This window comes from Streptomyces harbinensis, assembly GCF_900116145.1.
Taxonomy (GTDB): domain Bacteria; phylum Actinomycetota; class Actinomycetes; order Streptomycetales; family Streptomycetaceae; genus Streptomyces; species Streptomyces carpaticus.
The window spans coordinates 46,716-71,965 of the sequence record NZ_FPAB01000003.1; the positions used below are offsets into that span (position 1 = coordinate 46,716).

Consider the following 25,250-nt stretch of genomic DNA (forward strand, 5'->3'; position numbering starts at 1 on the left):
GGCGACCGGCGGAAGGGCGGGCGGTGAGCACCTCGCGGCGGACCCTGCTCACGGGCGGCGTGGGCGCGCTCGGCGGGCTGCTGCTCGGCGCGGCCGGCTGCGCCGCCAGCGGCCCCGTACCCCACCACGAGCTGCGGCTGATGGTGCCCAACACCCCCGGCGGCGGATACGACTACACCGCCCGCACGCTCGCCGTCACCCTCAGTGACACCGAGCTGGTGGACGCGGTCGAGGTGTTCAACCTGACCGGCGGCTCCGGCACGGTGGCGCTGACCCGGCTGGTGCACGAGGCGGGCAACGGCCGGCTGCTCCTCCAGATGGGCCTCGGCCTGGTCGGCAGCGTCAACACCCACGCCGAACTGAACCCGACCCGGATCGCCGACGCCACCCCGGTCGCCCGGCTGATGGACGAGGCGGAGGCGGTGATCGTCGCCCCCGACTCGCCCTACCGCTCGCTGGCCGCGCTGACGGCGGCCTGGCGGGACGGCGGCCTGCGGGCCGGCACCGGATCACGGCCCGGCGGCCCCGACCACCTGGCGCTCATGCTGACCGCCGAGGCCGCCGGGATCGCCCCGGACGAGGTGCGGTACTCCGTGTACGACGGCGGCGGCGGACTGCTCGCGGCGCTGCTCAGCCACGACGTGGACTTCGTCATGAGCGGGGTGAGCGAGTACCGGCACGCCATCGCCACCGGCGAACTGCGGGTGCTGGCGGTGACCGGGGAGCAGCGCCTGGCCGGGATCGACGCCCCCACCCTGCGCGAATCCGGCTTCGACCTCGCGGTCACCAACTGGCGCGGCCTGCTCGCCCCGCCCGGCCTCGCCGAACGGGACCTGGCCGAGACCACCGCCGTCCTGGACGCCCTGCACGCCACCACGCAGTGGCGGCGCGCCCTGCGCGACAACGGGTGGAGCGACGCGTACCTGACCGGCGACGCCTTCGGCCGCTTCCTGGCGGCCGAGGACCAACGGGTCGGGCGGCTGCTGCGCACCTTCCCCGCCGGAACCGGAGCCGGCGGCGGCTCCGGGGCGGACGCCGGGGCGGATCGGGACTGAGGCGGACCGGACCGAGGCGGATCAGGACCGAGGCGGGGCCGGTACCGGCGGCAGCGCCTCGTACCGTACGCCCGTCAGCTCCTCCGAGCGCCGCCACAGCCGCTCGGCCGGCTCGTCCCGCCGGGTCCACGGCGCGCGCCAGCCGGCGCCGGGGCCGCCGCGCAGCCGCCGTCCGCCCAGCACGCTCGGCCCGGTGAAGGAGTCCGCCGTCACCTCGGGGGCGGTCGCCGCGTACAGGATCGGGGCGGCGCCCACCTCCGGGCCGGCCGCGAACAGCCGGTGCGCGGTGCGCGCGAGCCGCTGCCCCGTGCCGCCCCCGGCGTCCCCCGCGTCCTCGCCGCCCGGCTCCGTCTCCGCGAACCCCGGGTGGACGGCGGCGGCCAGCAGATCGGCGCCGGCCGCCCGCGCCCGGCGGGCCAGTTCATGGGTGAACAGCAGATTCGCCGCCTTCGACCGGCTGTGGGCGCGCCACCGCCGGTAGCGGCGCTCGGGGTCCAGCACCCCCGACCCGGCCAGATGCAGCAGGCTGGAGACGGTCACCACCCGCGCGCCCGGCGTCGCCAGCAGCTGGTCCAGGAGCAGCCCGGTGAGCGCGAAGTGCCCCAGGTGGCTGACACCGAACTGCGTCTCGAAGCCGTCGGCCGTCCGCCCGTACGCGACGGGCGCGGGCCCCGCGTTGTTGATCAGGACGTCCAGCGGCCGGTCGCCGTACCCGGCGGCGAAGGCGCGCACCGAGGACAGGTCCGCCAGGTCCAGCAGCCGCAGTTCCGCCCGCGCCTCCGGCACCTGGGCCAGCAGCCGCTCCAGCGCCCGCGCGCCGCGCCGCCGGTCCCGGCAGGCCAGGATGGTGTGGGCGCCACGGCGCGCCAGTTCCCGCGCGGTGACGAAGCCCGGCCCGCCGCCGGCGCCGGTCACCACCACGGTGCGGCCCCGCAGATCCGGAATGTCGCGTACCGTCCAGCCCATGTCTCCAGCGTAGGCCGTCCCTTCCGGGCCACCGGAAACCCGGAAGGGACGGCCCGGCCCCGATCAGAGGGGCGTCACCTCGGCCGGGCAGCGCAGCCGGCGGTCGTGGCCCACCGTCCGTTCCGGCCCGGTGAGGGTGAGCGGCAGGGCGTGCCGGATGTCGCCGCTGGAGGCGGCCAGCCGCAGTTCGAGCGTGCCGGGATCGGTGATGCGGCGGCCCGGGGCCACGGTGTACGCGGCCAGGTCGGCGTGGAAGGCGAACCGCACCCGGGCGGCGGCGCCGGGGGCCAGGTCCACCCGGGCGTAGCCGATCAGCCGGTTGACCGGGCGGACGACGGCGGCGACCGGATCGTGCAGATACAGCTGCACCACCTCCGTCCCCGCGCGATCACCCGTATTGGTGACGGTGACCTCGGCGTCCGCCGTGCCGTCGGTGCCGGTGGCCGTGGTCGACAGGCGGGCGCCGGTCCACTCGAAAGAGGTGTACGACAGCCCGTGCCCGAACGGGTACAGCGGGGTGGGGTCGATGGAGCTCTGGTCGCCCACCTGCCCGAGCGGCGGCGCCAGATAGCCCGCCGGCTGGCCGCCGGGGTGGACGGGGACGCCGACCGGCAGCCGTCCGGACGGGTTGACCCGGCCCGACAGCACCCCGGCGACCGCGGGTCCCCCTTCCTCACCGGGGAAGAACGCCTGCACGATCGCGGCGGCCCGGCCCGCCCAGCGGCCCAGCGCGTACGGCCGTCCGGTGAACAGCACCAGGACGACCGGCGGCCCGTCCGCCGTCCCCGCGTCGTCCGCCCCGCCGAGCAGTTCGTCCAGCAGGGCGCCCTGGTTCTCGGGCAGTTCGAGGTCGGCGGCGTCGCAGCCCTCGCCGGAGGTGCCGCGCCCGAAGAGGCCGGAGCGGTCGCCGACGGCCACCACGATCACATCGGCGTCCCGGTCCGCGCCGGTGGTGATCTCGGCGTCCGGGAGTTCGGCGCGCAGCGACTCCAGCAGGGTCGGCACCGCGACGCCCAGCGGCAGCTCCGGGTACTCCAGGCCGACATGGCGCGGGAAGCTGTAGCAGCCGAGCATCGCCGCCGCCTCGTCGGCGAACGGGCCGGTCACCGCGATCCTGGCGCCCGGCGCCAGCGGCAGCGCCCCGGCGCGGTGCTCCAGCAGCACCACCGACTCCTCGGCCAGCCGGCGGGCCGCGTCCCGCAGGACCGGCGGGTCGAGATCGACCGGGCGGTCCTCGCGCACGGCCGGCGGCTCGGGCGACCAGCCGGGGTCGAGCAGCCCCAGTTCCGCCTTCTGGGTCAGCACCCGCAGCACGGAGCGGTCCACCACCGACTCGGGAACGTCCCCCGACCGTACGGCCTTCAGCAGCGGGATGCCGTACGCGCGGACCGCGGGCAGTTCCACGTCCACCCCGGCGGTCAGCGCGCGGACCGCCGCCTCGGCCGGGGAGCCGGCCACCCCGTGGCTGGTCTCCAGGAAAGTCACGCCGAAGTAGTCGGAGACCACCGTGCCGGTGAACCCCCACTCCTCGCGCAGCAGCTGGGTGAGCAGCCAGGAGTCGCCGTGCGACGGGACCCCGTCCAGATCGACGTAACTGGCCATCACCGAGCGGGCGCCGCCCTCGCGCAGCCCCATCTCGAACGGCGGCAGCACCACATCGGCCAGCTCGCGCGGCCCCATGGCGACCGGGGCGTGGTTGCGGGCGCCGCGCGAGGACGCGTAGCCGGCGAAGTGCTTGAGGGTGGCGACCACCCCGGACGACTCCAGGCCGCGCACATAGCCGGTGGCGATGGTGGCCACCAGGTACGGGTCCTCGCCGATGGCCTCCTCGGTGCGCCCCCAGCGCGGGTCGCGCACCACGTCGAGCACCGGGGACAGGCCCTGGTGGATGCCGACCTCCCGCAGCGAGGCGCCGATCAGGGCGGCGGCCTCCTCCACCAGGTCCGGGTCGAAGGTCGCGCCCCAGGCCAGCGGGGTGGGCAGTACGGTCGCCTGCCAGGCGGTGAAGCCGGTCAGGCACTCCTCGTGCGCGATGGCCGGGATGCCGTGCCGGTTGGCCGCGGCGATCCTGCGCTGCTCGGCGGCCAGCGAGCGGGCCCGCTCGGCGGGCTCGACGGGTGCGGTGCCGAAGGGGCGGGTCAGCTGGCCCAGGCCGTGCGGCAGCAAGGCGTCCAGGTCCATGTCGGGTTCGGTGAGCAGGCCCTGGAGCGGGGCGACATCCTCCCCGTCACCGTCCGAATTGGGCCAGATGCTGCTCAGCTGTGCCAGCTTCTCCTCCAGGGTGAGGCGGCCGAGGAGATCGGCGGCGCGTTCGGCGGCCGGACGGGACGGGTCCTGCCACGTCTGCTGCTCCATGAGGGCTCAGGTCTCCTTGTCGTGGTGCGGGGGAGGGGGCGTGCGGCGGCCGGTCAGCGACCGCCGACGCCCATCAGGCCGTTGATCAGCTGGCGGCGGGCGAAGAGATAGGCGGTGAAGATCGGCACGATGGACAGCACGACGGCGGCCAGCAGCGCCGGGATGTCCACCCGGAACTCGCCGATGTAGTCGTACAGGCCCAGCGTCAGCACCCGGTTCTCCCGCGACTGGGTGAGGATCAGCGGGAACAGGAAGCCGTTCCAGGCACCGAGGGCCGAGAACACGCCGACGGTGGAGATGCCGCCCCGGGTCATCGGCACCACCAGCTGCCACAGCACCCGGGCCGGGCCCGCGCCGTCCAGCGCCATCGACTCGTACTGCTCCTCCTCGATGTCGCGCATCGAGCCGACGAGGATCAGCACGCTGACGGGCAGCGAGAACGCGGCGGTGGGCAGGATGATCGCCAGCAGCGTGTCGTACAGCTGGAGTTCGGTGATGATCAGATAGATCGGGATGATCACCGCCTGGGACGGGATCGCCAGCCCCAGCAGGAAGATCTGGAACACCCGCCGGGAGAGCCGGGTCCGGGTGCGGATGATGCTGTACGCGACGGTGACGGCCAGCACGATCACGATCGCCGCGCAGGCGACCGTGACGATCAGCGTGTTGAGCAGATAGCGCGGGAAGTCGCCCTCCAGGACCCGGCGGTAGCTGTCCAGGGTGAACTCGCCGGGCAGCGAGAGCGGTCCGTTCTCCAGATAGGAGGAACGGGACTGCACGGTGGAGGCCACCAGGATGTACAGCGGCACGGCCACGATGACCAGCCAGAGGAAGGCGGCGGCCCCGGCCGGGATGTTGGCGCGGCGCCGGCGGCGCGCGGATGTGCTCATATCCCCTCCCGGGTGCTGCGCATCTTGCTGAAGCCGGTGAGCCGTACCAGGAGCAGGGAGACGGCGGTGGCGGTGATGACGAGGGCGGTGGCCACGGCGCTGGCGTAGCCGAGATCGAAGGCCTGGAAGCCGGTGCGGTACATCAGGAACGGCACGATGGTGGTCGCGTCGCCCGGACCGCCGCGGGTCAGGATCAGCACGGTGTCGAAGTAGGTGAGCGCGCCGACGACCATCAGCACCGAGGAGGTGACGATGGTGTTGCGCAGCTGGGGGAGGGTGATGGCGAAGAACTGGCGTACGGTGCCGGCGCCGTCGAGCGCGGCGGCGTCGTAGAGCGACTGCGGGATCTGCCGGGCGCCGCCCTGGTAGAGGAGCGTGTGCAGCGGGATGAACTGCCAGGCGGTGACGAAGAGGACGGCGGCGAACGCGCCGCGCGGGGAGCCCAGCAGATCGGCCGAGGAGAGGTTCAGCCAGTCGGCGATCTGGGCGTTGAGGCCGAGGTTGGGGTCGAAGATCGTCTTCCAGAGCAGGGCGAGCGCCACCGAGGAGGCGAGCAGCGGGAGGAAGAAGATCGCGGAGAGCAGGGCGCGGGTCCGCTGCCGGCCGGCCGCCCACACTCCCAGCAGCAGGGCGATGGGGGTCTGGAAGAGCCAGGTCAGGACGGTGAGCAGCAGGCTGAGCGCGATCGCCTGGCGCATGGTGTCGTCGTTCCACAGCCGGTCCCAGTTGTCGGTGCCCGTCCAGGACGGGTTGCTGAGACCGTCCCACTGCGTGAAGGACAGGTAGCCGACGATGAGCATCGGCGCAGCGGCGAAGAACAGGAAGAAGAGCAGGCCGGGGACCGCCCAGGCAATGCCCGGGCGGCCGGTACGGCGTCGGGGGGCGGTGGTCACGTGAGCCGTCCCGCCTTACAGGTCCTGCATGGCGGCGACGAAGTCCTCGGGGCTCATCTGGCCGCCGAACAGCTTCTCGATGTTGTCGTGCAGGGCGGGCGCCTTGCCGGGCGGCAGCGCCTGGTCCCAGGAGAGCGTGAAGGACGGCGCCTCGGCGACCATGTCGTACTGGAAGCGGGCGAACTCCGGGCTGGCGTGCGAGTCCAGCAGGCTCTCGGCGTTGGCGGTGGTGGGGATGTCGCCGTTGTCGATCAGCGCCTGGGCGTACTCGGGCTCGGCGTGCATCCGCAGGAAGTCCAGGGCGGCGTCCAGGCGTTCGCCCTCGACCTCGGAGTTGATGGACCAGTAGTTGGTGGGGTTGCCGACCAGGGCGCCCGGGTCACCGGTGCCGTCCGGGACGGTCGGGAAGGCGGCCCAGCCCAGGTCCTCGGCGGCGAACTCGGGCTGCTGGGAGAGCTGGTTGGCGTACTCCCAGCTGCCCATCAGGTGCATCACGCCGCCGCCCTGGGCGAAGAAGGTGGAGGCGCCGTCGGCGGTGTAGTTGACGGAGCGGAAGTTGTTGCCGAAGGTGCCGGCGTCCACCAGTTCCTTGACGGTGTCGGCCATCCAGCGCACCGCCGGGTCGGACCAGGCGCTCGCGTCGCCGTTGCGGATCCGGTCGAAGATCTCGGCCCCGCCGCGCCGGTCGAGCAGGTACTCCAGCCACATCAGCTCGGTCCACGGGTCGGCACCGGCGACGACGGCCGGGACGGTGTCGCGGTCCAGGAAGACGTCGATGACGTGCAGCATGTCGTCCCAGGTGGCGGGCGGTTCGACGCCGGCCTCGGCGAAGGCGGTCTTGTTGTAGAAGAGGATGACGGGCTGCACGCCGCGCATAGGTATGCCGTAGTAGCGCCCGTCGACGGCGCCCGCGTCCAGGATGGTGGGAATGAAGGCGTCTTTGAGTTCGGGCTCCTCGTCCAGGATGGGCGTGAGATCGACCAGCATGTCCTGCTCGACAAAGTCGGCGATGGAGCCGCCGCCCCAGTTGAAGAAGACATCGGGCGCGTTGGGGCTGCCCATGGCGGTGCGCATCCGGTCGGTGTAGTTGTCGCCGGGGATCTGCACGAGATCGATCTTGATGTCGGAGGTCTCGTTGAACTTCTCGACGAACTCTTCCTGGATGACGGTCGAGCCGTCCTGATAGACCCACACGGAGAGGGTGTCGCCCCCGCCGCGGCTCGGCCCGCCGCTGCCGCAGGCGGCCAGAGTGGTCGTCGCCACGGCACAGGCCGCCGTGGCGGCGAGGAGACGCAGGGTACGGATACGCATCGCACACCTTCCGGAAAGTCGCCGAAAATTATCGGAGCAAGTGCCGAAGAAAGTTACGGCGGCGGGGCGTTGGCGTCAACGGTTTGCACACGACTGCCCGGTGGGAGGGCGCCCGCGCGGAGCGCGCGGCGGCCCGGGCGCGGGGCGGAAGCGGCCCGGTGCGGCCCGGTGCGGCACGGGTGGCAGGATCGCCGGTACCACCACCGGCGTACGGCCGCCTTCCGCCGGAACATCCGACCGAGGAGGTCACCGTGCTGTTCGTGCTCCGGCTGCGCTACACGGCGACGGAGGAGGACGCCGCGCCGTTCGTCCCCGGACACGTCGCCTTCCTGGAACGGCACCACGGGACGGGCACGTTCCTGCTCTCCGGGCAGACGGTCCCCACCTCCGAGGGCGGGGTGATCCTGGCACACGGCCCGGAACGCGCGGCCGTGGAACGGCTGGCCGCCGAGGACCCGTTCGTGACCAACGGCGTGGCGGCGTACACCATCACGGCCGTCACCCCCGGCCGCGTCCACCCGGCCCTGGCCGAGGTGCTGGCCCGCCCCGGCGACTGACCGGGCAGGACCGGGACGGGAGGGGACGGGACTCAGGACGATCCGGGCCGGGCCCGCTGGCCGGCTGCCGCCTGGCCCCCGCTGCCCGCAGGCTGACCGCTGTCCGGCTACCGTCCGGCCCGTGGCCGGCGTCTGCCGGCCGTCACCCGCTCCGTCCGGTCCCTGGCCGTCCGGGCCGCCCAGCTGCCCGCAAGCCGTCCACCGCCCAGCCGCCCGCAGTGGCCCCCGCTCAGCGCGCCGCAGGCGGTGCCGTGCTGGCGCGGACGATCAGTTCGGTGGCCAGTTCCAGCCGGGGGGAGTCGATCTCGTCGCCCTGGGCCTGGCGCAACACCGTGCGGGCCGCCATCTTGCCCATGTCGGCCAGGGGTTGCCGCACCGTCGTCAGCGGCGGCGCCGCCCAGCGCATCTCGGGGAGGTCGTCGAAGCCCACCACGCTCACGTCCTGCGGAACCCGCAGCCCTTTGCGGCGCAGTGCCTCGATCGCGCCGAGCGCCATCTGGTCGCTGGCCGCGAACACCGCCGTGGGCGGCTCGGCGAGCGCCATGAGTGTCTCGCAGCCGGTGAACCCCGACTCGTGGTAGAAGTCGCCGGGCGCGATCAACTCGTCCTCCACGGGTATCCCGGCGCTCTCCAGCGCCGCCCGGTAGCCGTCGAGCCGGGCGCGGCTGCACAGCAGCCGGGGCGGGCCCGCGATCAGTCCGATGCGGCGGTGGCCGAGTTCCAGCAGGTGCTCGGTGGCCGCCATGCCGCCGGCCCAGTTGGTGGCGCCGATCGTCGGCGCGTCCAGGGCGGGGGAGCCGGCCGGGTCGATGACCACCAGCGGGACGCCGAGCCGGTGGAGTTCCTTGTGCAGGACCGGCTCCAGGGCGCTGGTGACCAGGATGACGCCGTCGGAGGCGCGGGCCCGCAGGTTCTTCATCCACTGGCGGGCCGCGCCCGCCCGGTCGTGGATCGCGGAGACGACGGTGCCGACCCCGGCCGCGTGCGCGACCTCCTCCACGCCCCGGATGATCTCCACCGCCCAGGGGCTGTCGAGGTCGTTGAAGACGAGATCGAGCAGCGCCGCCCGGTCGCCGGGGGCCACCGTACGGCGCCGGTAGCCGTAGCTCCGCAGCAGCTCCTCCACCCGCGCCCGGGTGTCGGGCGCGACGTCGGAGCGGCCGTTGACCACCCGGGAGACGGTGGGTACCGAGACGCCGGCCTCGCGGGCGATGGCTGTGATGGTGACCTTGCGCCGACCGTCGCCCTGGTCCTTGTTGCCGCCCATGTTCCCTACTTTCTGCCGCCGGCCGACTCCCGCCGGAAGTTTTTCAACATTATTCCGGAAGGGTTGACGCCCACCATGGTCCCCCTTACAACGGTCCCGTCAGCCTGCGGGGGCATGACAATGGGAAGGGACGGCCATGTTTTCCCAACTGCGCAGAGCCGCGGTCGTCGTCGCCACCGGGGTCCTGCTCTCCGGTGCGGCGCTGCACGGCGGCGCACAGGCAGCTCCGACGACCACGGACGAGGCGCCATCGGCTCAGCTGGCGACCTTACGCGAAGCGGCGTCAACAAGCGGTAAATTCATCGGAACGGCGGTCGCCGACCACCGGCTGAGCGACGCCACCTACAGCGGGATCGCGGCGCGCGAGTTCAGCAGCGTCACCGCCGAGAACGTCATGAAGTGGGAGTCCATCCAGCCGCAGCGCGGCTCGTTCAACTGGGCGGGCCCCGACCGGCTGATGCAGTTCGCGCAGGCCAACGACCAGCAGGTGTACGGGCACACCCTGGTGTGGCACAGCCAGATGCCGGGCTGGCTGGCGAACGGCAACTTCGGCGCCACCGAGATGAACCAGATCATGAACACCCACATCTCCACGGTGATGGGCCGCTACCAGGGGCAGATCAACCGCTGGGACGTGGTGAACGAGGCGTTCAACGAGGACGGGACGCTGCGCAACTCCAAGTGGCTCCAGGTGCTCGGCCGGGACTACATCGCGAACGCCTTCCGCGCGGCGCGCGCGGCCGACCCGGACGCGAAGCTGTTCATCAACGACTACAACACGGACGGCATCAACGCGAAGAGCACCGGGCTGTACAACCTGGTGCGCGATCTGCGCGCCCAGGGCGTGCCGATCGACGGGGTGGGCTTCCAGTCGCACCTCATCCTGGACCAGTTGCCCAGTGACTATCAGGCCAACCTCCAGCGGTTCGCCGACCTGGGCGTGGAGGTCGTGGTCACCGAGCTGGACATCCGGATGCAGATGCCGTCCGACGCGGCCAAGCTGGAGCGCCAGTCCCAGCAGTTCGCGCGCGTGGTGCAGGCGTGTCTGAACGTCTCGCGCTGCTCGGGCGTCACCGTGTGGGGCTTCAGCGACCGGGACTCGTGGGTGCCCGGTACGTTCCCGGGCGAGGGCGCGGCGCTGCCGTACGACGACAACTACCAGCCCAAGCCCGCCTACAACGGCATCCTGACGGCGTTCGGCGGCGACCCGGGCGGCGGCGACCCGGGTCCGGGCCCGGGCCCCGGCGCCGACTGCACGGCCGCCTACCAGGTGGCCAACCGGTGGAACGCCGGCTCGGTGGTGGACGTCCGGGTCACCGCTCGGCAGGCCCTCAACGGCTGGGCGGTGACCTTCACCCTCCCGGCCGGGGAGTCGGTGACCAGCCACTGGAACACCCAGCTCACCCAGTCCGGGACGACGGTGACCGCGCGCAACGTCGCCCACAACGCGACGATCCCGGCGGGCGGCACCCTGAACTTCGGGTTCCAGACCAACAGCGGCGCCGTCTACTCGGCCCCGGTGGTGAGCCTGAACGGCACCGCCTGCACGGCGGCGACCGGCTGAGCCGGGCGTCCGGCACGGACCCAGGGAGGTCCGAGCCCGAGCCCGAGCCCGGGCCCGGGTCCCGGGTGGTCACCATCGGCTGCGGCCGGCGGTGGCCACCCGCACCGGCACCGGCGCCGTACCCGCGCCCGTACCGGCCCCGACCCGCACCCGCTGACGCCCCGGCGGCGATGCCGTACCGTTCCGCCCATGAGCGACCGTGAGCTGCTGGACCGGATCGCCGAACAGCCCGAGCTGTTCCGGTACTTCGAGTGGCCCTGCGACTTCGACGTGACCCGCCGCGACCCGGTGGAACCCGGCCTCGCGCTGCGCTCGGGCGCCGCCCTCACCCCCGTCGCGGGCTGCGGGGCCGGCGGCAGCTACTTCCTCGCCGACGGTGCCTCCCTCCTCTACGCCTCCTCCGAGGGCGAGTGCGCCCTGCTCGCCGGCTCGCTGCGCACCGCCCTGGAGCTGATGACCGCGGTGCCGTTCTGGAAGGAATACCTCCACCTCAGCCCGTCCCGCCGCGCCCGCCCCGTCGCCGGGGTGCTGGCCGAACTGGACGAGGAACTGTCCGGGCTCCCCGAGTTCGACCCGGCCCGCGGCCGGGCGGCCGCCCGCGCCCTGGGGCTGGCCCCGGGCGACCGCGTCGCGCTGCTCACCGGGCTGCGCGAGGCGATCGACCGCACCGCCCCCGCGCACCTGCTGCACAACGCCGCGGGCGACCCGTACACCGTGTTCTGAGTGTTCCGACCCGTGATCGACGAGCGGCCCGCCCGCCCCCGCGCCATGCTGGGGTGAGGGAGGTGGTCGCCCATGGCAGGACCACGGTCCGGACACCGCTCGCACCCGCGGCAGACGGCGGCCGACCACCGTACGGACGTCGGCCGCCGCGTCGTGCTGCTGCGCGAGCGGCTCGGCCTCAGCCGCGAGGAGGTCGCCCGGCGCGCCGGGATCGCCCCGGAATACCTCGCCTACCTGGAGGAACACCCGGCCGAGCCCAGCCGCAGCTCGCTCACCCGGGTCGCCCGCGCCCTGGACACCACCGTGGCCGAGCTGACCGGCTCCGACGTCGCCTCCGGCGGCGGCCGGGCCAACCGCGAGGCGCGCCTGGTGGCCCTGGACGCCGCCGAGTCCCGGGCCCGCATCCCCGACTACGGCGTCGGCCGGATCGGCGTGGAGAGCGAGGCCGGGCCCGGCATCTACCCCGTCAACTACTCGATCGTCGGGGACAGCGTCGTCCTGCGCACCTCCGCCGGCTCCCCGGTCGCCTCCGCCGCCGGGCACGAGGTGGCCTTCGAGGTCGATCACATCGACGAGGCCCTCAGCCAGGGCTGGAGCGTCCTCATCGTCGGCCACGCCTCGCTCGTCACCGACGAGGAGACCCGCCGCCGGCTGGAGGAGGCCGCGCACACCGAACCGTGGGCGGGCGGCGACCGGCAGCTGTGGGTCCGCATCCGGCCCGAGCGGGTCTCGGGCAGCGAGATCACGGCGGACTCCTGACCCGCCCCGCCCGCACCCCGCACGGCCCCCGCCCGCTGCCGTTGCCGACCTGGCGAACAGGGGTTCCCATGGAAACCATGAGTGCCATCACCGTTCCGGAGCTGGAAGCGTGCCGGGCCGTCGTCTTCGACACCGACGGAGTCATCACCGACTCGGCCCCCGCGCACGCCGCCGCCTGGAAGGCGGCCTTCGACCCGGTCTGCCGCGAACACGGCCAGCCACCCTTCGACCCCGGCGAGGACTACCGGCGCTACGTCGACGGCAAGTCCCGGCTCGACGGCGCCGCCTCCTTCCTCACCCAGCGCGGCATCGGCCTGCCCTTCGGCGACCCCGACGACCCGCCCGGCACCGGCAGCGTCTGCGCGGTCGCCGCCCGCAAGGAGGAGGAGTTCCTGCGCCGCCTCACCGACGGCTCCGTGGACGCCTGGCCCGGCACCGTCCGGCTGCTGCACGCCCTGTACGAGGAACGCGTCCCCTGCGCCGCCGTCTCCTCCTCCCGGCACGCCCGCGACCTGCTCGCGCACACCGGCGTCCGCACCCTCTTCCAGACCGTCGTCGACGGCAACGACGCCGCCCACCTCGCGCTGCGCGGCAAACCCGACCCCGCGCTCTTCCTGGAGGGCGCCCGGCGGCTCGGCGTGCCGCCGGACGCCTCCGCCGTCGTCGAGGACGCGCTGGCCGGCGTCGAGGCGGGCCGGCGCGGCGACTTCTCCTTCGTCATCGGCGTGGACCGGGCCCACACCGCCACCAGCGCCGGCGACCTGCGCGACCACGGCGCCGACCTCGTCGTGACGGATCTCGGCGAACTGCTGGCCCCCGACGACGGCGGGAGGTGAGCGCGGTGACCTCCATCGAGCTGAGCCGGCTGACGGACGAGTGGATCTGGGCGTACGAGGACTACGACCCGCGCAGCGAACGGCTGCGGGAGGCGCTGTGCACCCTCGGCAACGGCTACTTCGCCACCCGGGGCGCCGCCCCCGAGGTGACGGCCGGCGCCGCCCACTACCCCGGGACGTACGTGGCCGGCTGCTACAACCGGCTCACCTCGCACGTCGCGGGACGCGACGTGGAGAACGAGGACATCGTCAACCTCCCCAACTGGCTGCCGCTGCGCTTCCGCATCCACCCCGACGACGGGCCGCCCGGACGCTGGTTCTCCCCCGACCGCGAACGCGACGGGCTGCTGCTGTACCGCCAGTGGCTCGACCTGCGGCAGGGCACCCTGCACCGCGCGCTGCGCTTCCGCGACGCCCACGGCCGGCACCTGGGCGTGGAACAGACCCGGCTCGTGCACATGGGCGACCCGCACCTGGCCGCGCTGCGCACCACCTTCACCGCCGAGGACTGGCACGGCACCGTCGAGGTCGACTCGGCCATCGACGGCACCGTCGCCAACAACGGCGTCGCCCGCTACCGCGACCTGGCCGGCGCGCACCTCACCAAGGTCAGGACGGGCGCGGCGCCCGACGCCGCCGACACCGTGTGGCTGCACTGCCGCACCACCCGCTCGGCCATCCATGTCGCGCTCGCCGCCCGCACCCGCTGCCGCGCCGGGCGCCGCAAGCCGGAACAGGTGCTCACCAAGCTGGCCGGCCGCCGCGCCGCCCAGCGGCTCACCGTCCCCATCGGCCCGAAGAAGCCGGTGACGGTGGAGAAGACGGTGGCCCTGCACACCTCCAGGGACCGCGCGATCAGCGGCCCGCTGGAGGCCGCGCTCGAACGCGTCCGGCACGCCGGGGACTTCAACACCCTGCTCGGCTCGCACGCCGCCGCCTGGGAACGGCTGTGGCGGCGCGCCGACGTCGAGGCGCCGGGCGAGGCCGGGCACATCCTGCGGCTGCACCTGTTCCACGTCCTCCAGACGCTCTCCCCGCACACCGCCGACCTGGACGTGGGCGTGCCCGCGCGCGGCCTGCACGGCGAGGCGTACCGGGGGCATGTCTTCTGGGACGAGCTGTTCGTCCTGCCCTATCTGAACCTGCACTTCCCCGAGGTGTCCCGGGCGCTGCTGACCTACCGGTACCGCCGGCTGCCGCAGGCGCTGCGCGCCGCCCGCGCGATCGGCCGGGACGGCGCCCGCTTCCCGTGGCAGAGCGGCAGCGACGGCCGCGAGGAGACCCCCGAGGTGCACCTCAACCCGCGTTCGGGGCGCTGGCTGCCCGACCACTCCCGGCTCCAGCACCATGTCGGCTCGGCCATCGCGTACAACGTGTGGCGGTACGGGCAGGCCACCGGCGACACCGGGTTCCTGCACGCCGAGGGCGCCGAGATGCTGGTGCAGATCGCCCGCTTCTGGGCCGACTCGGCGGTCTTCGACGACGATCTCGGCCGGTACCGCATCAAGCAGGTGGTCGGCCCGGACGAGTACCACGAGGGGTATCCGGACGCGGACCGGCCCGGCCTGGACGACAACGCCTACACCAACGTCACCGCCGCCTGGGTGCTGGCCCGCGCCCTGGAGCTGACCCGCGAGCTGCCCGCCTCCCGCCGCGACGACCTGTTCGCCCGGCTCGACATGCGGCCCGGCGAGACCGAGCTGTGGGACGAGGTGTCCCGGCGGCTGTACGTGCCCTTCCACCGGGGCGTGGTGAGCCAGTTCGCGGGCTACGGCGAACTGGCCGAGCTGGACTGGGAAGGGCTGCGCGCCCGGCACGGCGACATCCGCCGGCTGGATCGCATCCTGGAGGCGGAGGGCGACAGCGTCAACCGCTACCAGGCGTCCAAGCAGGCCGATGTGCTCATGCTGGGCTATCTGTTCACCCCCGCCGAGCTGGGCCGGCTGTTCGGCCGGCTCGGCTACGACCTGGACGAGGCGACCTGGCGGCGCACCGTCGACTACTACCTGGCCCGTACCAGCCACGGCTCCACGCTCAGCGGTCTGGTGCACGCCTGGGTGCTGGCCAGGGCCCGGCACCGGGACGCCTGGGAGCAGTTGCAGGAGGCGCTGGCCAGCGACGTCGCCGACATCCAGGGCGGGACGACGGCCGAGGGCATCCACCTGGGCGCCATGGCGGGCACCCTCGACCTGCTGCAACGCGGGCTGACCGGCCTGGAGGCGCGGGACGGGGTGCTGTGGATGGACCCGGCGCCGCTGCCGGAGCTGTCGGAGTACGGGTTCTCGGTGCGCTACCGCAGCGACGGCGGCATCCAGGTGCGGATGAAGCCGGGCCAGCTGTGGGTGGGCGTCCCGCCGTGGGAGGAGGAGCCGGTACGGGTGCAGCTCGCCGATGGTTATGTCGCGCGGGACGGGGCGGGCCCGCGCGACGGCGTCGGCTTCGAGGTGGCGCCGGGCGAGAACCGGCTGATGCCGCTGCGGGAGAGCACCCTGTCCTGACCGACCGGACGGGCCCTACGCTCGCGTGTCCGCCGGCCGGACCCGGACCGGATGGACAGGGACGGAGCGGGCCGGATCGTCGTCGTCCAGGCACCGTCCGGTGCGCAGATCGAACCGCTGCTTCAGCAGCGGCGACGCCACGAAGGCCCGCCCGCCCGCCGAGCCCAGCAGCCCGCGCGAGAGGACGTAAGCGCCGGTGAACGGGTCCCGGTTGCCGATCGCGTACGCCGTGCCCGAGCGGTCGGTGAACACCGCGATCTGCCGCCCGTCCGGCAGCAGCGCCGCCACCCCGCGCCCCGGCACCAGACCGTCCGCCGCGCACACCGGCACCCACCCGGTGCCGCACCTGACCTCGATCCGCTCCCCGGCCATCACACCCGCCCCCCGACCGGGATCTCCGGGCCGGACAGCAGCACCAGATCGGGCTTGCTCTGCCCCCGCTCCGGCACGAACCGCACACTGGGGTCCGGTACGTCCGGCGCGTTGACGAAGGACACGAACCGCCGCAGCTTCTCCGGATCCTCGATCACCTGCGCCCACTCGTCGCGGTAGCCGGCCACATGCGCCGCCATCAGCGCCTCCAACTCCGCACAGATGCCGAGCGAGTCGTGCACCACGACGTCCCGGACATGGTCGAGACCGCCCTCGATCCGCTCCAGCCACACCGAGGTGCGCTCCAGCCGGTCGGCGGTGCGGATGTAGAACATCAGGAACCGGTCGATGAGCCGCACGAGTTCGGCGTCCGACAGGTCCTGCGCCAGCAGATCGGCGTGCCGCGGGGTGGCGCCGCCGTTGCCGCCGACGTACAGGTTCCAGCCGTTCGCCGTGGCGATCACCCCGAAGTCCTTGCCCATCGCCTCCGCGCACTCGCGCGCGCAGCCCGAGACCCCGGACTTGAGCTTGTGCGGGGAGCGCAGCCCTCGGTAGCGCAGCTCCAGATCGATGGCCATCCGCACGCTGTCCTGCACCCCGTAGCGGCACCAGGTGGAGCCCACGCACGACTTGACGGTGCGCAGCGACTTCCCGTACGCGTGCCCCGACTCGAACCCGGCGTCCACCAGCCGGCCCCAGATGGCGGGCAGCTGGTCCACGCGGGCGCCGAACAGGTCGATGCGCTGCCCGCCGGTGATTTTGGTGTAGAGGCCGAAGTCGCGGGCGACCTCCCCGATGACGATCAGCTTCTCCGGGGTGATCTCGCCGCCCGGGATGCGCGGCACCACCGAGTAGGAGCCGTTGCGCTGGATGTTGGCGAGGAAGTGGTCGTTGGTGTCCTGGAGGGCGGCCTGTTCGCCGTCCAGCACATGGCCGCCGGCGCCGATGGACGGGGCGAGCGAGGCGATGATCGAGGCCACCGCCGGCTTGCAGATCTCGCAGCCCTCGCCGCCGCGCGCCGCCTCGCGGCCGTGGCCGTCCAGGAGCTGCCGGAAGCCGGTGATGCGCAGCGCCAGCACGATCTCGTACAGCTCCCGGCGGGTCTGCGCGAAGCAGCCGCACAGGCCGCTGTCGATCTCGGCCCCGCCGGCCGCCAGTTCCTCGTTGACGAGCTGGCCCAGTACCTTGACGCAGCTGCCGCAGCCGGTGCCCGCCCGGGTGCACTTCTTCACCTCGGGCAGCGAGGTGCAGGCGTGGTCGGTGACGGCGGCCCGGATGGTGCCCTTGGTGACGTTGTGGCAGGAGCAGATCACCGCCTCGTCGGGCAGCGCGCCCGGCCCGAGCGCGGTGGGCGGCGCCAGCCCGGCGGGCAGCACCAGCTGCTCGGGCGGGGCGGGCGGCACGCTGCCGGTGAGCGGGCGCAGCATGCCGTACGCGTCGGCGTCCCCCACCAGCACCCCGCCGCGCAGGGTGCCGTCCGGGCCGATCACCAGCTTCTTGTACACCCCGGAGCGGGAGTCGGCGTACACCACGTCCAGCGCGCCGTCCGCCGTGCCGTGCGCGTCGCCGAACGAGGCCACGTCCACTCCGAGCAGCTTCAGCTTGGTGGAGGTGTCGGCCCCCGTGAACCCGGCCGCCCCGTCCTGCCCGGCGATGGCCCGGGCGGCGGTGGCGGCCATCTCGTAGCCCGGCGCCACCAGGCCGTACACCCGGCCGTCCGCCGCCAGCGCGCACTCGCCGATCGCGTACACCGCCGGGTCGGACACCGAGACACAGCGCTCGTCGACCGCGACGCCGCCGCGCTCACCGACCGTCAGCCCGGCGGCCCGGGCCAGCGCGTCCCGGGGGCGCACCCCGGCCGAGAAGACCACCAGTTCGGCGTCCACGGACGAGCCGTCCGACAGGTCCATGCCGCTGACCGCGCCGTCCTCGGCACGGGTGCGGATGCGCTGCCCGCCGACCCCGGTGTGCACGGTCAGCCCCATCTCCTCCACGGTGCGGCGCAGCGCCGCGCCGCCGCCCTCGTCCACCTGGACGGGCATCAGCCGCGGGTTGAACTCCACGATGTGCGTGTCAAGGCCGAGCCCGCGCAGCGCGCCCGCCGCCTCAAGACCCAGCAGCCCGCCGCCGACCACCACCCCCGAGCGGGTGCGGTCCGACTTGGCCCACTCCTCGATGGCCAGCAGATCCTCGATCGTGCGGTACACGAAGCAGCCGGGGGCGTCCCGGCCCTCCACCGGCGGCACGAACGGCGCCGAGCCGGTGGCCAGCACCAGCGTGTCGTACCGGATCACCCGGCCCGAGCGGGCGGTGACCGTGCGGGCGGCCCGGTCGATGGACTCGGCCGGGTCGGACAGCAGCAGCTCGATGCCGTGCTCCCGCGCGAACCCGGGCGGGGTGAGGGAGAGTTCGTCCGGGGTGACGCCCGAGAAGTACGAGGTGAGCCGCACCCGGTCGTACGCGGGCCTGGCCTCCTCGGCGAGCACGATCACCCGGGAGCGGGCGGTGACGCCGCGCTCGGCCAGCTCCTCCAGGAAGCGCTGGCCGACCATCCCGTGCCCGATGAGCACGATGGTGTCCGTGGACATCAGTTACCTCCGTCGTGGGTGAGCAGATGGAGCAGAGGGGTGGCGGGCAGCGGCTCGTCCGCCTCCCAGGTGCGGGTGAGCGTGCCGACGGCGCCGAGGTCGCCGACCAGCACCCCGCCGCGCAGCCGGTCGCCGCGCACCACGAGGCTGCGGTACGTGCCCCGGGTGGCGTCGGCGAGCCGCACCGTGTCGTCGCCGGGGTCGGCGCCGGTGGTGCCGAACGCCGCCAGATCGATGGGTCCCGGCAGCGAGAGCCGGTACAGCGGGCGGGAGCCGCGGTAGGCGGCGCCCGGGCGGCCGGCCAGCAGCTCGGCCAGCACATCCGCCTGTTCGAGCGCGGCCGAGGCCAGCCCGTAGGCCCGTCCGGCGTGTTCGGCGCAGTCGCCGATGGCGTGGATGTGCGGGTCGGAGGTCCGCAGCCGGTCGTCGACGATCACCCCGCCGGTGCGGCCGGTGCGCAGCCCGGCGTCGCGGGCGAGCCCGGTCAGCGGCAGCGCGCCGCAGGCCAGGATCACCGTGTCGGCGGCGAGTTCGTAGGCGTCGGCCAGCTGGACCGCCCCGGGCAGCAGCCGCCGTACCCGGCACGCGGTGTGCACCTCGACGCCCAGCGCGGTCAGCCGCTCCCGCAGCACGGCGGACGCCCCGGCGTCCAGCTGCCGCTCCATGAGCCGTTCGCCCTGCTGCACCAGCACCGTCTCGGTGCCGCGCACCGCGAGCGCCGCCGCGGCCGACACCCCCGACAGGCCGCCACCGATCACCACCGCCCGCGCCCCGGGCGGCGCCAGCGCGTCGTCCAGGGTGCGGAACGCCCGTACGCCCTCGGGCAGGACGCCGTCGTGCAGCGGCGGCAGCACCGGCGCGGCGCCGGTGGCCAGCACCAGCGTGCCGTACGGCTCGGACGAACCGTCGTCGCACCGGACCGTACGGGCGGCGGTGTCGATCGCGGTGGCCCGCACCCCGGCGCGCCAGCGCACCCGCTCGCCCGGCTGCGGCAGGGCGATCACCTCGGGCCCGTACTGTCCCGCGAGCACGCCGGGCAGCAGTACCCGGTTGTACGCCGGGCCCCGCTCCCCGGCGATCACGGTGGTGGGCGCGTCGATCCGGCGCGCCAGCCGGGCGGCGGCCATCCCGCCGCCGACGATCACCACATCTGCCATGCCCTGAGCGTGCGCGGTGCGCGTTACCCGCCCGCATCACCCCCGTTTCCCCCGGGCAACGCTGCCCTCAGCGTCCGGGGCGGCCCGCTGTGAGCCGCCCGGCGGGTGGTTAAGGACCGCTCAGCGCCGCCTTATGCCCCGCTTAACGGCCGCCCCGGCCACCGGCGGCGGCCGTACGCTGCCGGTCATGAAGGCGACCCGGCCGGCGCCCCCGCGACCGGCCCGCACACCGCCCCGCCCGCCCCGGCCGCCCGTTCCCCGGCCGTCCCCCGGCACCGGGAGCCGCACCGCGGGGCCCGCGTCCTGACGCCGCGTCACGGCGGTGACGCCGGCACCGATCCCGTCCGTACCGGAGCCCGCAGCAATCGTGGAGGCACAGGATGACGCCGCACGTACGCACCGCCCACACCGCGGAACTGTCCACCCCGACCCTGCGCGCCATCCGGGGCCTGCTGGGGCTGGCCGAACACGACTGGGACCACACGCTCGGCGGCCTGCACACCATGGTGTGGGACAGCGACGGCGACCGGCTGATCGCGCACGGCGCGGTGGTGCAGCGCCGCCTCATCCACGCCGGCCGGGCGCTGCGCACCGGCTACGTCGAGGCGCTGGGCGTCCACCCCGACCACCGGGGCCGGGGCCACGGCCGCACGGTGACGGGCGTCCTGGAACGGGTGATCGCGGCGGCGTACGACCTGGGCGCGCTGTCCGCCCGCCCCGGCACGGCGCCGTACTGGCAGGACCGCGGCTGGCAGCCGTGGCAGGGCCGCACCTGGGCGCTGACCCCGATGGGCATCGCCCGCACGGAGGAGTGGGACGGCACGGTCCACATCCTCCCCGGCCCGGTCCCGCTGGACACGACGGGCGAACTGGTCTGCGACTGGCGCGACGGCGACATCTGGTGAGCCGCCCCGGCTACGCGCTCACCCGTTCGCGCAGGAAGTCCTCCCAGGAGCGCGCTCCCCGGGTGACGCCCTCGGCGGCCAGGTTGCCGCCCTCCCGGTAGACCCGGCCCGCCCGGGGTGGCAGCGGGAGCGGGAGGACCGGGCGGCGGGTGGCGGTGGCGCCGAGGTAGGAGCGGACCAGGTCGGGTGCCGCGTACACCGTGGGGCCCGGCAGGTCGGGCACCAGGCCGGCCGGGGAGCCCAGGGCCAGTTCGGCGAGCCGGGCCGCCACGTCGCGGGCGTCCACCGGCTCCAGCCGGACCTGCTTCGGGGCCGGGACCGCCGGGAGCTTCGCCATCTTCCGCAGCACCATCAGCACCAGGTCGTGGAACTGCGCCGCGCGCAGCGTGGTCCACGGGATGCCGGATCCGGCCACGGCCGCTTCCGTGCCGTGCTTCATGCGGAAGTAGCCGACCGGGACCCGGTCCGCGCCGATGACCGAGATCAGCACCAGATGCCGCGCCCCGGCCTCCGCCGCCGCCCGCACCAGGTTGCGGGTCGCCTCCACGTCGCCCTTGGGCCCGCCCGCGAGGTGCAGGATCGTCTCCGCCCCGGCCACCGCCCGTTCGACACCCTCGTTCGCGAGCAGATCGGCCGTGACGTACTCGACGCCCTCGCTCGCCGGGTGCTCGTGCCGGCTGAGCACCCGCACCCGCTGTCCGGCGTCGCGCAGCAGGGGCACGACCTGCCGGCCGAGGGTGCCGGTGCCGCCGGTGACCAGGATGGGTGCTGCCATGGCGTCTCTCCTCCGTGCGGGGATTCTCTTCTGCCATGACCCGTGGGGCGCCACCGATGTGACGCGCCGCAGACGCCGCCGCACGAATGAGAACGAACGCCTGCGCACGCTCATCGGGTTTCCCTAAAATCTCGTTCACCTCGTCGCCTCATGGGGCGACTCTGTGCGCAATGCAAGGAGAAACATGACACGCTCGCGCTTAACCGCACTGCTGGCCACCTGTGTGGTGGCCCTGCTGCTGCCGCTCGGAACGGCCGGCGGCGCGCAGGCGGCCGGAGCCGTGAAGATCAGCAAGATCCACTACAACAGCCCCGGCAAGGACGACCGGAGCAACGCCAGCCTCAACGGGGAGTGGGTGCGGATCACCAACTCCACCACCAAGGCGGTGAGCCTCAAGGGCTGGACGCTGACGGACGCCCAGAAGCACACGTACACCTTCGGCACGTTCACGCTGGGCTCCGGCAAGTCGGTGACGGTGCGCACCGGGTCGGGCAAGAACACCGCGAGCAACGTCTACCAGAACCGGCGCGCCTACGTCTGGAACAACGACAAGGACACCGCCACCCTGCGCAAGGCCAACGGCACCAAGGTGCACTCCTGCTCGTACAACAACCCCAAGGTCGAGTTCAAGAACTGCTGACCTGCTCCTCCAGCCACCGCAGATAGGCGTCGCTGCCCCCGGTGACCGGGGTCGTGATCAGCTCCGGGGTGTCGTACGGGTGGCGGGCGAGGAGGTGCGCCTGAAGGTCCGGGTAGCGGGCCGCCGTCGTCTTGTAGGTGACGCGCCACTCGGTGGCCGTCTCCACCTCGCCCTGCCAGCGGTACACGCTGGTGATCGGCCCTTCCACCTGGGCGCAGGCCGCGAGCCGGGCCTCGATCGCCGAGGCGGCCAGCTCGCGGGCCGACTGCTCGCTGTCGGTGGTCGTGCAGGCCAGGACATGGGTGGTCATCGGCAGCCTCCCGGGGCTCGTTTCCGGTCTCCGGGAGGCTATCCAACGCACCGGCCGCGCCACACGCCCGCAGTCGGTGACGGCGCCGGGCGCCCGGCGCGTACCGCGTCGGCTACGGCAGCGGCTTCGCCCGCAGCGCCGCGTCCGAGCGCCGCATCAGCCCCAGCCGGCACCGGGAACGTCGGCATCCGGCACCGCCGTCACCGAGGTGAGCACCAGCACCGCGTCCTCCAGCGCCACCACCGCGTGCCGTACCTGCGGCACCTTCAGGATCTCGCCCTCCGTCAGCGGGATGCTCGCGCCCTGCCCCTCGGCCGGCACCACCCGGACGGACCCCCGGACCAGGTACAGACTGGCGGCCGGCGGGGCGTTGTGCTCCTCCAGCTCCGCGCCCGCCGTCAGGGCGATGACGCTCTGCCGCAACGGGCCGTCGTGCAGGAACAGATGCGCGCTGCGGCCGTGCTCGGCCTCCCGGGCCCGGCTGAGGTGATGATCGGCCAGGGCGCTCAGATGCGTGGTGTGCTGCGTGGTGTCGGTCACCCTTCCATGCTCCGGGGTGCGGGCGCCTCCGCAACCCGGTTCACCGCGACGCGCCCCGCTTCACTCCTGTTCCACCGGTTCCGCGCGCTCCACCCGTACCGCGCAGACCTTGAACTCCGGCATCCGGGAGGCCGGATCGAGCGCCGGGTTGGTCAGCGTGTTGGCCCGGCCCTCACCCGGCCAGTGGAACGGCATGAACACCGTGTCCGGACGGATCGCGGTACTGATCCGGGCCGGCGCCACCGCTCGCCCGCGCCGCGAGACCACCGCGAGCCGGTCGCCCTCCGCCGCCCCGATCCGCTCCGCCAGCCGCGGATGCACCTGGACGAACGGGCCCGGCGCCGCCGCGTTCAGCTCCGCCACCCGCCGCGTCTGCGCCCCCGACTGGTACTGCGCCAGCACCCGCCCCGTCGTCAGCAGCACCGGGTACTCGGCGTCCGGCTCCTCCGCCGCCGGCCGGTGCCCGGCCGCCGCGAACCTGGCCCGCCCGTCCGGCGTCGCGAACCGGTCCAGGAACAGCCGCGGCGTCCCCGGATGGTCCTCGGCCGGACACGGCCAGAACACCCCGCCCTCCGCCGCGATCCGCTCGTAACTGATGCCCGCGTAGTCCGCCACACCCCCGGCCGACGCCCGCCGCAGCTCCGCGAACACCTCGGCCGGCTCCTCCGGGAACCCCCGCTCCCAGCCCGCCCAGCCCAGCCGGCGCGCCAGGCCCCGCAGCACCGCCAGATCGCTGCGGCAGCCCGGCGGCGGATCCACCGCGCGCCGCCGCAGCTGCACCCGGCCCTCCAGATTCGTCATGGTGCCGGTCTCCTCCGCCCACTGGGTGACCGGCAGCACCACATCCGCGAGCCGCGCGCTCTCGGACAGCACCACGTCGCACACCGCCAGGAAGTCCAGCGACCGCATCCGGTCCTCGATGTGCGCGGCGCGCGGCGCCGACACCACCGGGTTGGAGCCCATCAGCAGCAGCGCCCTGATCCCGGCGGGGGAGGGGTCGCCCAGCGCGTCCAGCAACTCGTACGCGCTGCGGCCCGGGCCCGGCAGCACCGCCGGGTCCACGCCCCACACCCCGGCCACATGGGCGCGCGCCGCCGGGTCGGTGAGCATCCGGTAGCCGGGCAGCTGATCGGCCTTCTGCCCGTGCTCGCGCCCGCCCTGACCGTTGCCCTGCCCGGTGAGACAGCCGTAGCCGGAGTACGGCCGCCCGGCCCGCCCCGTCGCCAGGCACAGATTGATCCACGCCCCGACCGTGTCCGTACCCTTCGCCTGCTGCTCGGGCCCGCGCGCGGTGAGCACCATCGCCGCCTGGGGCGCGCAGAACAGCTCCACCGCCTCCCGCAGCCGCGGCACCGGCACCCCGGTGATCCGCTCCACCAGCTCCGGCCAGTGCGCCATCGCCTCCGCCCGCGCCCCCTCCCAGCCGCTGGTGCGCTCCGCCACGAACGCCTCGTCCACCCGGCCGCCCGCCACCACCAGATGCAGCAGGCCCAGCGCCAGCGCCAGATCGGTGCCGGGACGCGGCGCCAGATGCAGATCGGCCTGCTCGGCGGTCCGGGTACGGCGCGGGTCGATCACGATCAGCGTGCCGCCGTTCGCGCGCAGCTCGGTGAAGTACCGCAGCGCGGGCGGCATGGTCTCGGCGGGGTTCGCGCCGACCAGGATGATGCAGCCGGTGCGCGGGATGTCCTCCAGCGGGAACGGCAGCCCCCGGTCCAGGCCGAACGCCCGGTTCCCGGCCGCCGCCGCCGAGGACATGCAGAACCGGCCGTTGTAGTCGATCTGCGAGGTGCCGAGCACCAGCCGGGCGAACTTCCCCAGCGCGTACGCCTTCTCATTCGTCAGCCCGCCGCCGCCGAACACGGCGACCGCGTCCGCCCCGTACCGCTGCCGCGTCCCCGACAGGCCGCGCGCCACCCGCTCCAGCGCCTCGTCCCAGCCGGCCGGGGCCAGCTCGCCGTCCGCGCCGCGCACCAGGGGCTGGGTGAGCCGGGTCCCGGGCCGCAGGACGGCGGTGGCGGTGGCGCCCTTCCCGCACAGCGCGCCGCGCTCCACCACCCGCAGCCCGCTGCCGTCCCCGGCGCCGTTGCTGCCGTCTTCGCCGTCGCCGGTCCTGGCGAGCCCCATCGCGCACTGGAGCGCGCAGTACGGGCAGTGGGTGTCCGTGATGTCTGTCATAGCGGGGCTCATGGCGGCCATCCTGCGGCGGCCGTGTTACACCGGCCCGGCCCCGGAGTTACGGCCCCGGCGCGCCCTGCTCACCCCCGGGACCCGGCCGCCGGTGAACGC

The 25,250-nt window shown here is 74.0% G+C and carries 22 protein-coding genes; 9 read left to right on the plus strand and 13 right to left on the minus strand.

The features are described from left to right. The first annotated feature begins 23 nt into the window (after positions 1-23). On the plus strand, positions 24-1,055 hold the full coding sequence (locus BM385_RS07975; protein ID WP_093842617.1) for a Bug family tripartite tricarboxylate transporter substrate binding protein: 1,032 nt from the start codon (positions 24-26) through the stop codon (positions 1,053-1,055). 21 nt (positions 1,056-1,076) lie between these two features. On the opposite strand, the gene BM385_RS07980 is transcribed toward BM385_RS07975, so the two are convergent. The 5 genes from BM385_RS07980 to BM385_RS08000 form a co-directional block, all read right to left on the minus strand. Continuing rightward, entirely contained in the window at positions 1,077-2,021 is a 945-nt protein-coding gene (locus tag BM385_RS07980) for an SDR family NAD(P)-dependent oxidoreductase (RefSeq protein WP_093842618.1), read from the minus strand. Between the two features lie 63 nt (positions 2,022-2,084). Continuing rightward, the gene (locus BM385_RS07985) at positions 2,085-4,376 is read right to left on the minus strand and encodes a beta-xylosidase/alpha-l-arabinosidase (protein ID WP_093842619.1); all 2,292 of its coding nucleotides are present in this window, start codon (positions 4,374-4,376) and stop codon (positions 2,085-2,087) included. 53 nt (positions 4,377-4,429) lie between these two features. Then, a complete protein-coding gene (locus BM385_RS07990; protein ID WP_093842620.1) occupies positions 4,430-5,266 on the minus strand; it encodes a carbohydrate ABC transporter permease in 837 nt (278 codons plus the stop codon). Further along, on the minus strand, positions 5,263-6,159 hold the full coding sequence (locus tag BM385_RS07995) for a carbohydrate ABC transporter permease (RefSeq protein ID WP_019436187.1): 897 nt from the start codon (positions 6,157-6,159) through the stop codon (positions 5,263-5,265). The genes BM385_RS07990 and BM385_RS07995 overlap by 4 nt, the downstream gene beginning before the upstream one ends. Positions 6,160-6,174: 15 nt before the next feature. Next, positions 6,175-7,470, minus strand: a complete 1,296-nt coding sequence (locus BM385_RS08000) for an extracellular solute-binding protein (protein ID WP_093842621.1) — start codon at positions 7,468-7,470, stop codon at positions 6,175-6,177. 251 nt (positions 7,471-7,721) lie between these two features. Here BM385_RS08000 and BM385_RS08005 point away from each other — a divergent pair, with 251 nt between their 5' ends. Then, positions 7,722-8,027 carry a YciI family protein gene (locus BM385_RS08005; RefSeq protein ID WP_093842622.1) on the plus strand — a complete coding sequence of 102 codons (306 nt, stop codon included), beginning with the start codon at positions 7,722-7,724 and terminating at the stop codon, positions 8,025-8,027. 229 nt (positions 8,028-8,256) lie between these two features. On the opposite strand, the gene BM385_RS08010 is transcribed toward BM385_RS08005, so the two are convergent. Next, positions 8,257-9,294 carry a LacI family DNA-binding transcriptional regulator gene (locus BM385_RS08010; RefSeq protein WP_019436184.1) on the minus strand — a complete coding sequence of 346 codons (1,038 nt, stop codon included), beginning with the start codon at positions 9,292-9,294 and terminating at the stop codon, positions 8,257-8,259. 136 nt (positions 9,295-9,430) lie between these two features. On the opposite strand from BM385_RS08010, the gene BM385_RS08015 reads away from it, so the two are divergent. The 5 genes from BM385_RS08015 (at position 9,431) to BM385_RS08035 (ending at position 15,674) form a co-directional block, all read left to right on the plus strand. Next, positions 9,431-10,858 (plus strand): endo-1,4-beta-xylanase, encoded by a 1,428-nt coding sequence (locus BM385_RS08015; RefSeq protein WP_093842623.1) that lies wholly within the window; start codon positions 9,431-9,433, stop codon positions 10,856-10,858. Positions 10,859-11,047: 189 nt separating this feature from the next. Further along, entirely contained in the window at positions 11,048-11,581 is a 534-nt protein-coding gene (locus BM385_RS08020; protein ID WP_093842624.1) for a hypothetical protein, read from the plus strand. 72 nt (positions 11,582-11,653) lie between these two features. Then, positions 11,654-12,340: a helix-turn-helix domain-containing protein gene (locus BM385_RS08025; protein WP_019436181.1), complete on the plus strand. Its 687-nt coding sequence runs from the start codon at positions 11,654-11,656 to the stop codon at positions 12,338-12,340. Between the two features lie 77 nt (positions 12,341-12,417). Next, entirely contained in the window at positions 12,418-13,176 is a 759-nt protein-coding gene (locus BM385_RS08030; RefSeq protein ID WP_093842625.1) for an HAD family hydrolase, read from the plus strand. Between the two features lie 5 nt (positions 13,177-13,181). Next, on the plus strand, positions 13,182-15,674 hold the full coding sequence (locus BM385_RS08035; protein ID WP_175542946.1) for a glycoside hydrolase family 65 protein: 2,493 nt from the start codon (positions 13,182-13,184) through the stop codon (positions 15,672-15,674). A gap of 15 nt (positions 15,675-15,689) precedes the next feature. Here BM385_RS08035 and nirD read toward each other — a convergent pair whose 3' ends face one another. The 3 genes from nirD to BM385_RS08050 are packed head-to-tail and all read right to left on the minus strand — an operon-like array spanning position 15,690 to position 19,782. Then, on the minus strand, positions 15,690-16,046 hold the full coding sequence (nirD, locus tag BM385_RS08040) for a nitrite reductase small subunit NirD (protein ID WP_019436178.1): 357 nt from the start codon (positions 16,044-16,046) through the stop codon (positions 15,690-15,692). After that, positions 16,046-18,634, minus strand: coding sequence for a nitrite reductase large subunit NirB (gene nirB / locus BM385_RS08045; protein WP_093842626.1), 2,589 nt, complete (start codon positions 18,632-18,634; stop codon positions 16,046-16,048). The genes nirD and nirB overlap by 1 nt, the downstream gene beginning before the upstream one ends. Next, complete coding sequence (locus BM385_RS08050) at positions 18,634-19,782, minus strand: NAD(P)/FAD-dependent oxidoreductase (RefSeq protein ID WP_093842627.1); 1,149 nt, start codon at positions 19,780-19,782, stop codon at positions 18,634-18,636. The genes nirB and BM385_RS08050 overlap by 1 nt, the downstream gene beginning before the upstream one ends. A 389-nt stretch (positions 19,783-20,171) precedes the next feature. On the opposite strand from BM385_RS08050, the gene BM385_RS08055 reads away from it, so the two are divergent. Continuing rightward, positions 20,172-20,696, plus strand: coding sequence for a GNAT family N-acetyltransferase (locus BM385_RS08055; protein WP_093842628.1), 525 nt, complete (start codon positions 20,172-20,174; stop codon positions 20,694-20,696). Positions 20,697-20,706: 10 nt separating this feature from the next. Here BM385_RS08055 and BM385_RS08060 read toward each other — a convergent pair whose 3' ends face one another. Beyond that, positions 20,707-21,471, minus strand: a complete 765-nt coding sequence (locus tag BM385_RS08060) for an SDR family oxidoreductase (protein WP_093842629.1) — start codon at positions 21,469-21,471, stop codon at positions 20,707-20,709. Between the two features lie 184 nt (positions 21,472-21,655). Here BM385_RS08060 and BM385_RS08065 point away from each other — a divergent pair, with 184 nt between their 5' ends. Then, positions 21,656-22,111 carry a lamin tail domain-containing protein gene (locus BM385_RS08065; RefSeq protein WP_019435558.1) on the plus strand — a complete coding sequence of 152 codons (456 nt, stop codon included), beginning with the start codon at positions 21,656-21,658 and terminating at the stop codon, positions 22,109-22,111. Here the strand turns inward: BM385_RS08065 and cutA are convergent. The 3 genes from cutA to BM385_RS08080 form a co-directional block, all read right to left on the minus strand. Beyond that, the gene (cutA, locus tag BM385_RS08070; protein WP_093842630.1) at positions 22,098-22,421 is read right to left on the minus strand and encodes a divalent-cation tolerance protein CutA; all 324 of its coding nucleotides are present in this window, start codon (positions 22,419-22,421) and stop codon (positions 22,098-22,100) included. The genes BM385_RS08065 and cutA overlap by 14 nt on opposite strands. Before the next feature lie 156 nt (positions 22,422-22,577). Continuing rightward, positions 22,578-22,961 carry a cupin domain-containing protein gene (locus tag BM385_RS08075; protein WP_019435560.1) on the minus strand — a complete coding sequence of 128 codons (384 nt, stop codon included), beginning with the start codon at positions 22,959-22,961 and terminating at the stop codon, positions 22,578-22,580. Positions 22,962-23,021: 60 nt separating this feature from the next. Beyond that, on the minus strand, positions 23,022-25,139 hold the full coding sequence (locus BM385_RS08080) for a molybdopterin oxidoreductase family protein (RefSeq protein WP_093842631.1): 2,118 nt from the start codon (positions 25,137-25,139) through the stop codon (positions 23,022-23,024). Positions 25,140-25,250 lie beyond the last annotated feature (111 nt).

Coding starts and splice junctions, on each gene's coding strand:
- BM385_RS07980 (WP_093842618.1), bottom strand. CDS start 2,021: ATGGGCTGGACGGTACGCGACATTCCGGATCTGCGGGGCCGCACCGTG.
- BM385_RS07985 (WP_093842619.1), bottom strand. CDS start 4,376: ATGGAGCAGCAGACGTGGCAGGACCCGTCCCGTCCGGCCGCCGAACGC.
- BM385_RS07990 (WP_093842620.1), bottom strand. CDS start 5,266: ATGAGCACATCCGCGCGCCGCCGGCGCCGCGCCAACATCCCGGCCGGG.
- BM385_RS08000 (WP_093842621.1), bottom strand. CDS start 7,470: ATGCGTATCCGTACCCTGCGTCTCCTCGCCGCCACGGCGGCCTGTGCC.
- BM385_RS08010 (WP_019436184.1), bottom strand. CDS start 9,294: ATGGGCGGCAACAAGGACCAGGGCGACGGTCGGCGCAAGGTCACCATC.
- BM385_RS08015 (WP_093842623.1), top strand. CDS start 9,431: ATGTTTTCCCAACTGCGCAGAGCCGCGGTCGTCGTCGCCACCGGGGTC.
- BM385_RS08020 (WP_093842624.1), top strand. CDS start 11,048: ATGAGCGACCGTGAGCTGCTGGACCGGATCGCCGAACAGCCCGAGCTG.
- BM385_RS08025 (WP_019436181.1), top strand. CDS start 11,654: ATGGCAGGACCACGGTCCGGACACCGCTCGCACCCGCGGCAGACGGCG.
- BM385_RS08030 (WP_093842625.1), top strand. CDS start 12,418: ATGAGTGCCATCACCGTTCCGGAGCTGGAAGCGTGCCGGGCCGTCGTC.
- nirD (WP_019436178.1), bottom strand. CDS start 16,046: ATGGCCGGGGAGCGGATCGAGGTCAGGTGCGGCACCGGGTGGGTGCCG.
- nirB (WP_093842626.1), bottom strand. CDS start 18,634: ATGTCCACGGACACCATCGTGCTCATCGGGCACGGGATGGTCGGCCAG.
- BM385_RS08055 (WP_093842628.1), top strand. CDS start 20,172: ATGACGCCGCACGTACGCACCGCCCACACCGCGGAACTGTCCACCCCG.
- BM385_RS08060 (WP_093842629.1), bottom strand. CDS start 21,471: ATGGCAGCACCCATCCTGGTCACCGGCGGCACCGGCACCCTCGGCCGG.
- BM385_RS08065 (WP_019435558.1), top strand. CDS start 21,656: ATGACACGCTCGCGCTTAACCGCACTGCTGGCCACCTGTGTGGTGGCC.
- cutA (WP_093842630.1), bottom strand. CDS start 22,421: ATGACCACCCATGTCCTGGCCTGCACGACCACCGACAGCGAGCAGTCG.
- BM385_RS08080 (WP_093842631.1), bottom strand. CDS start 25,139: ATGACAGACATCACGGACACCCACTGCCCGTACTGCGCGCTCCAGTGC.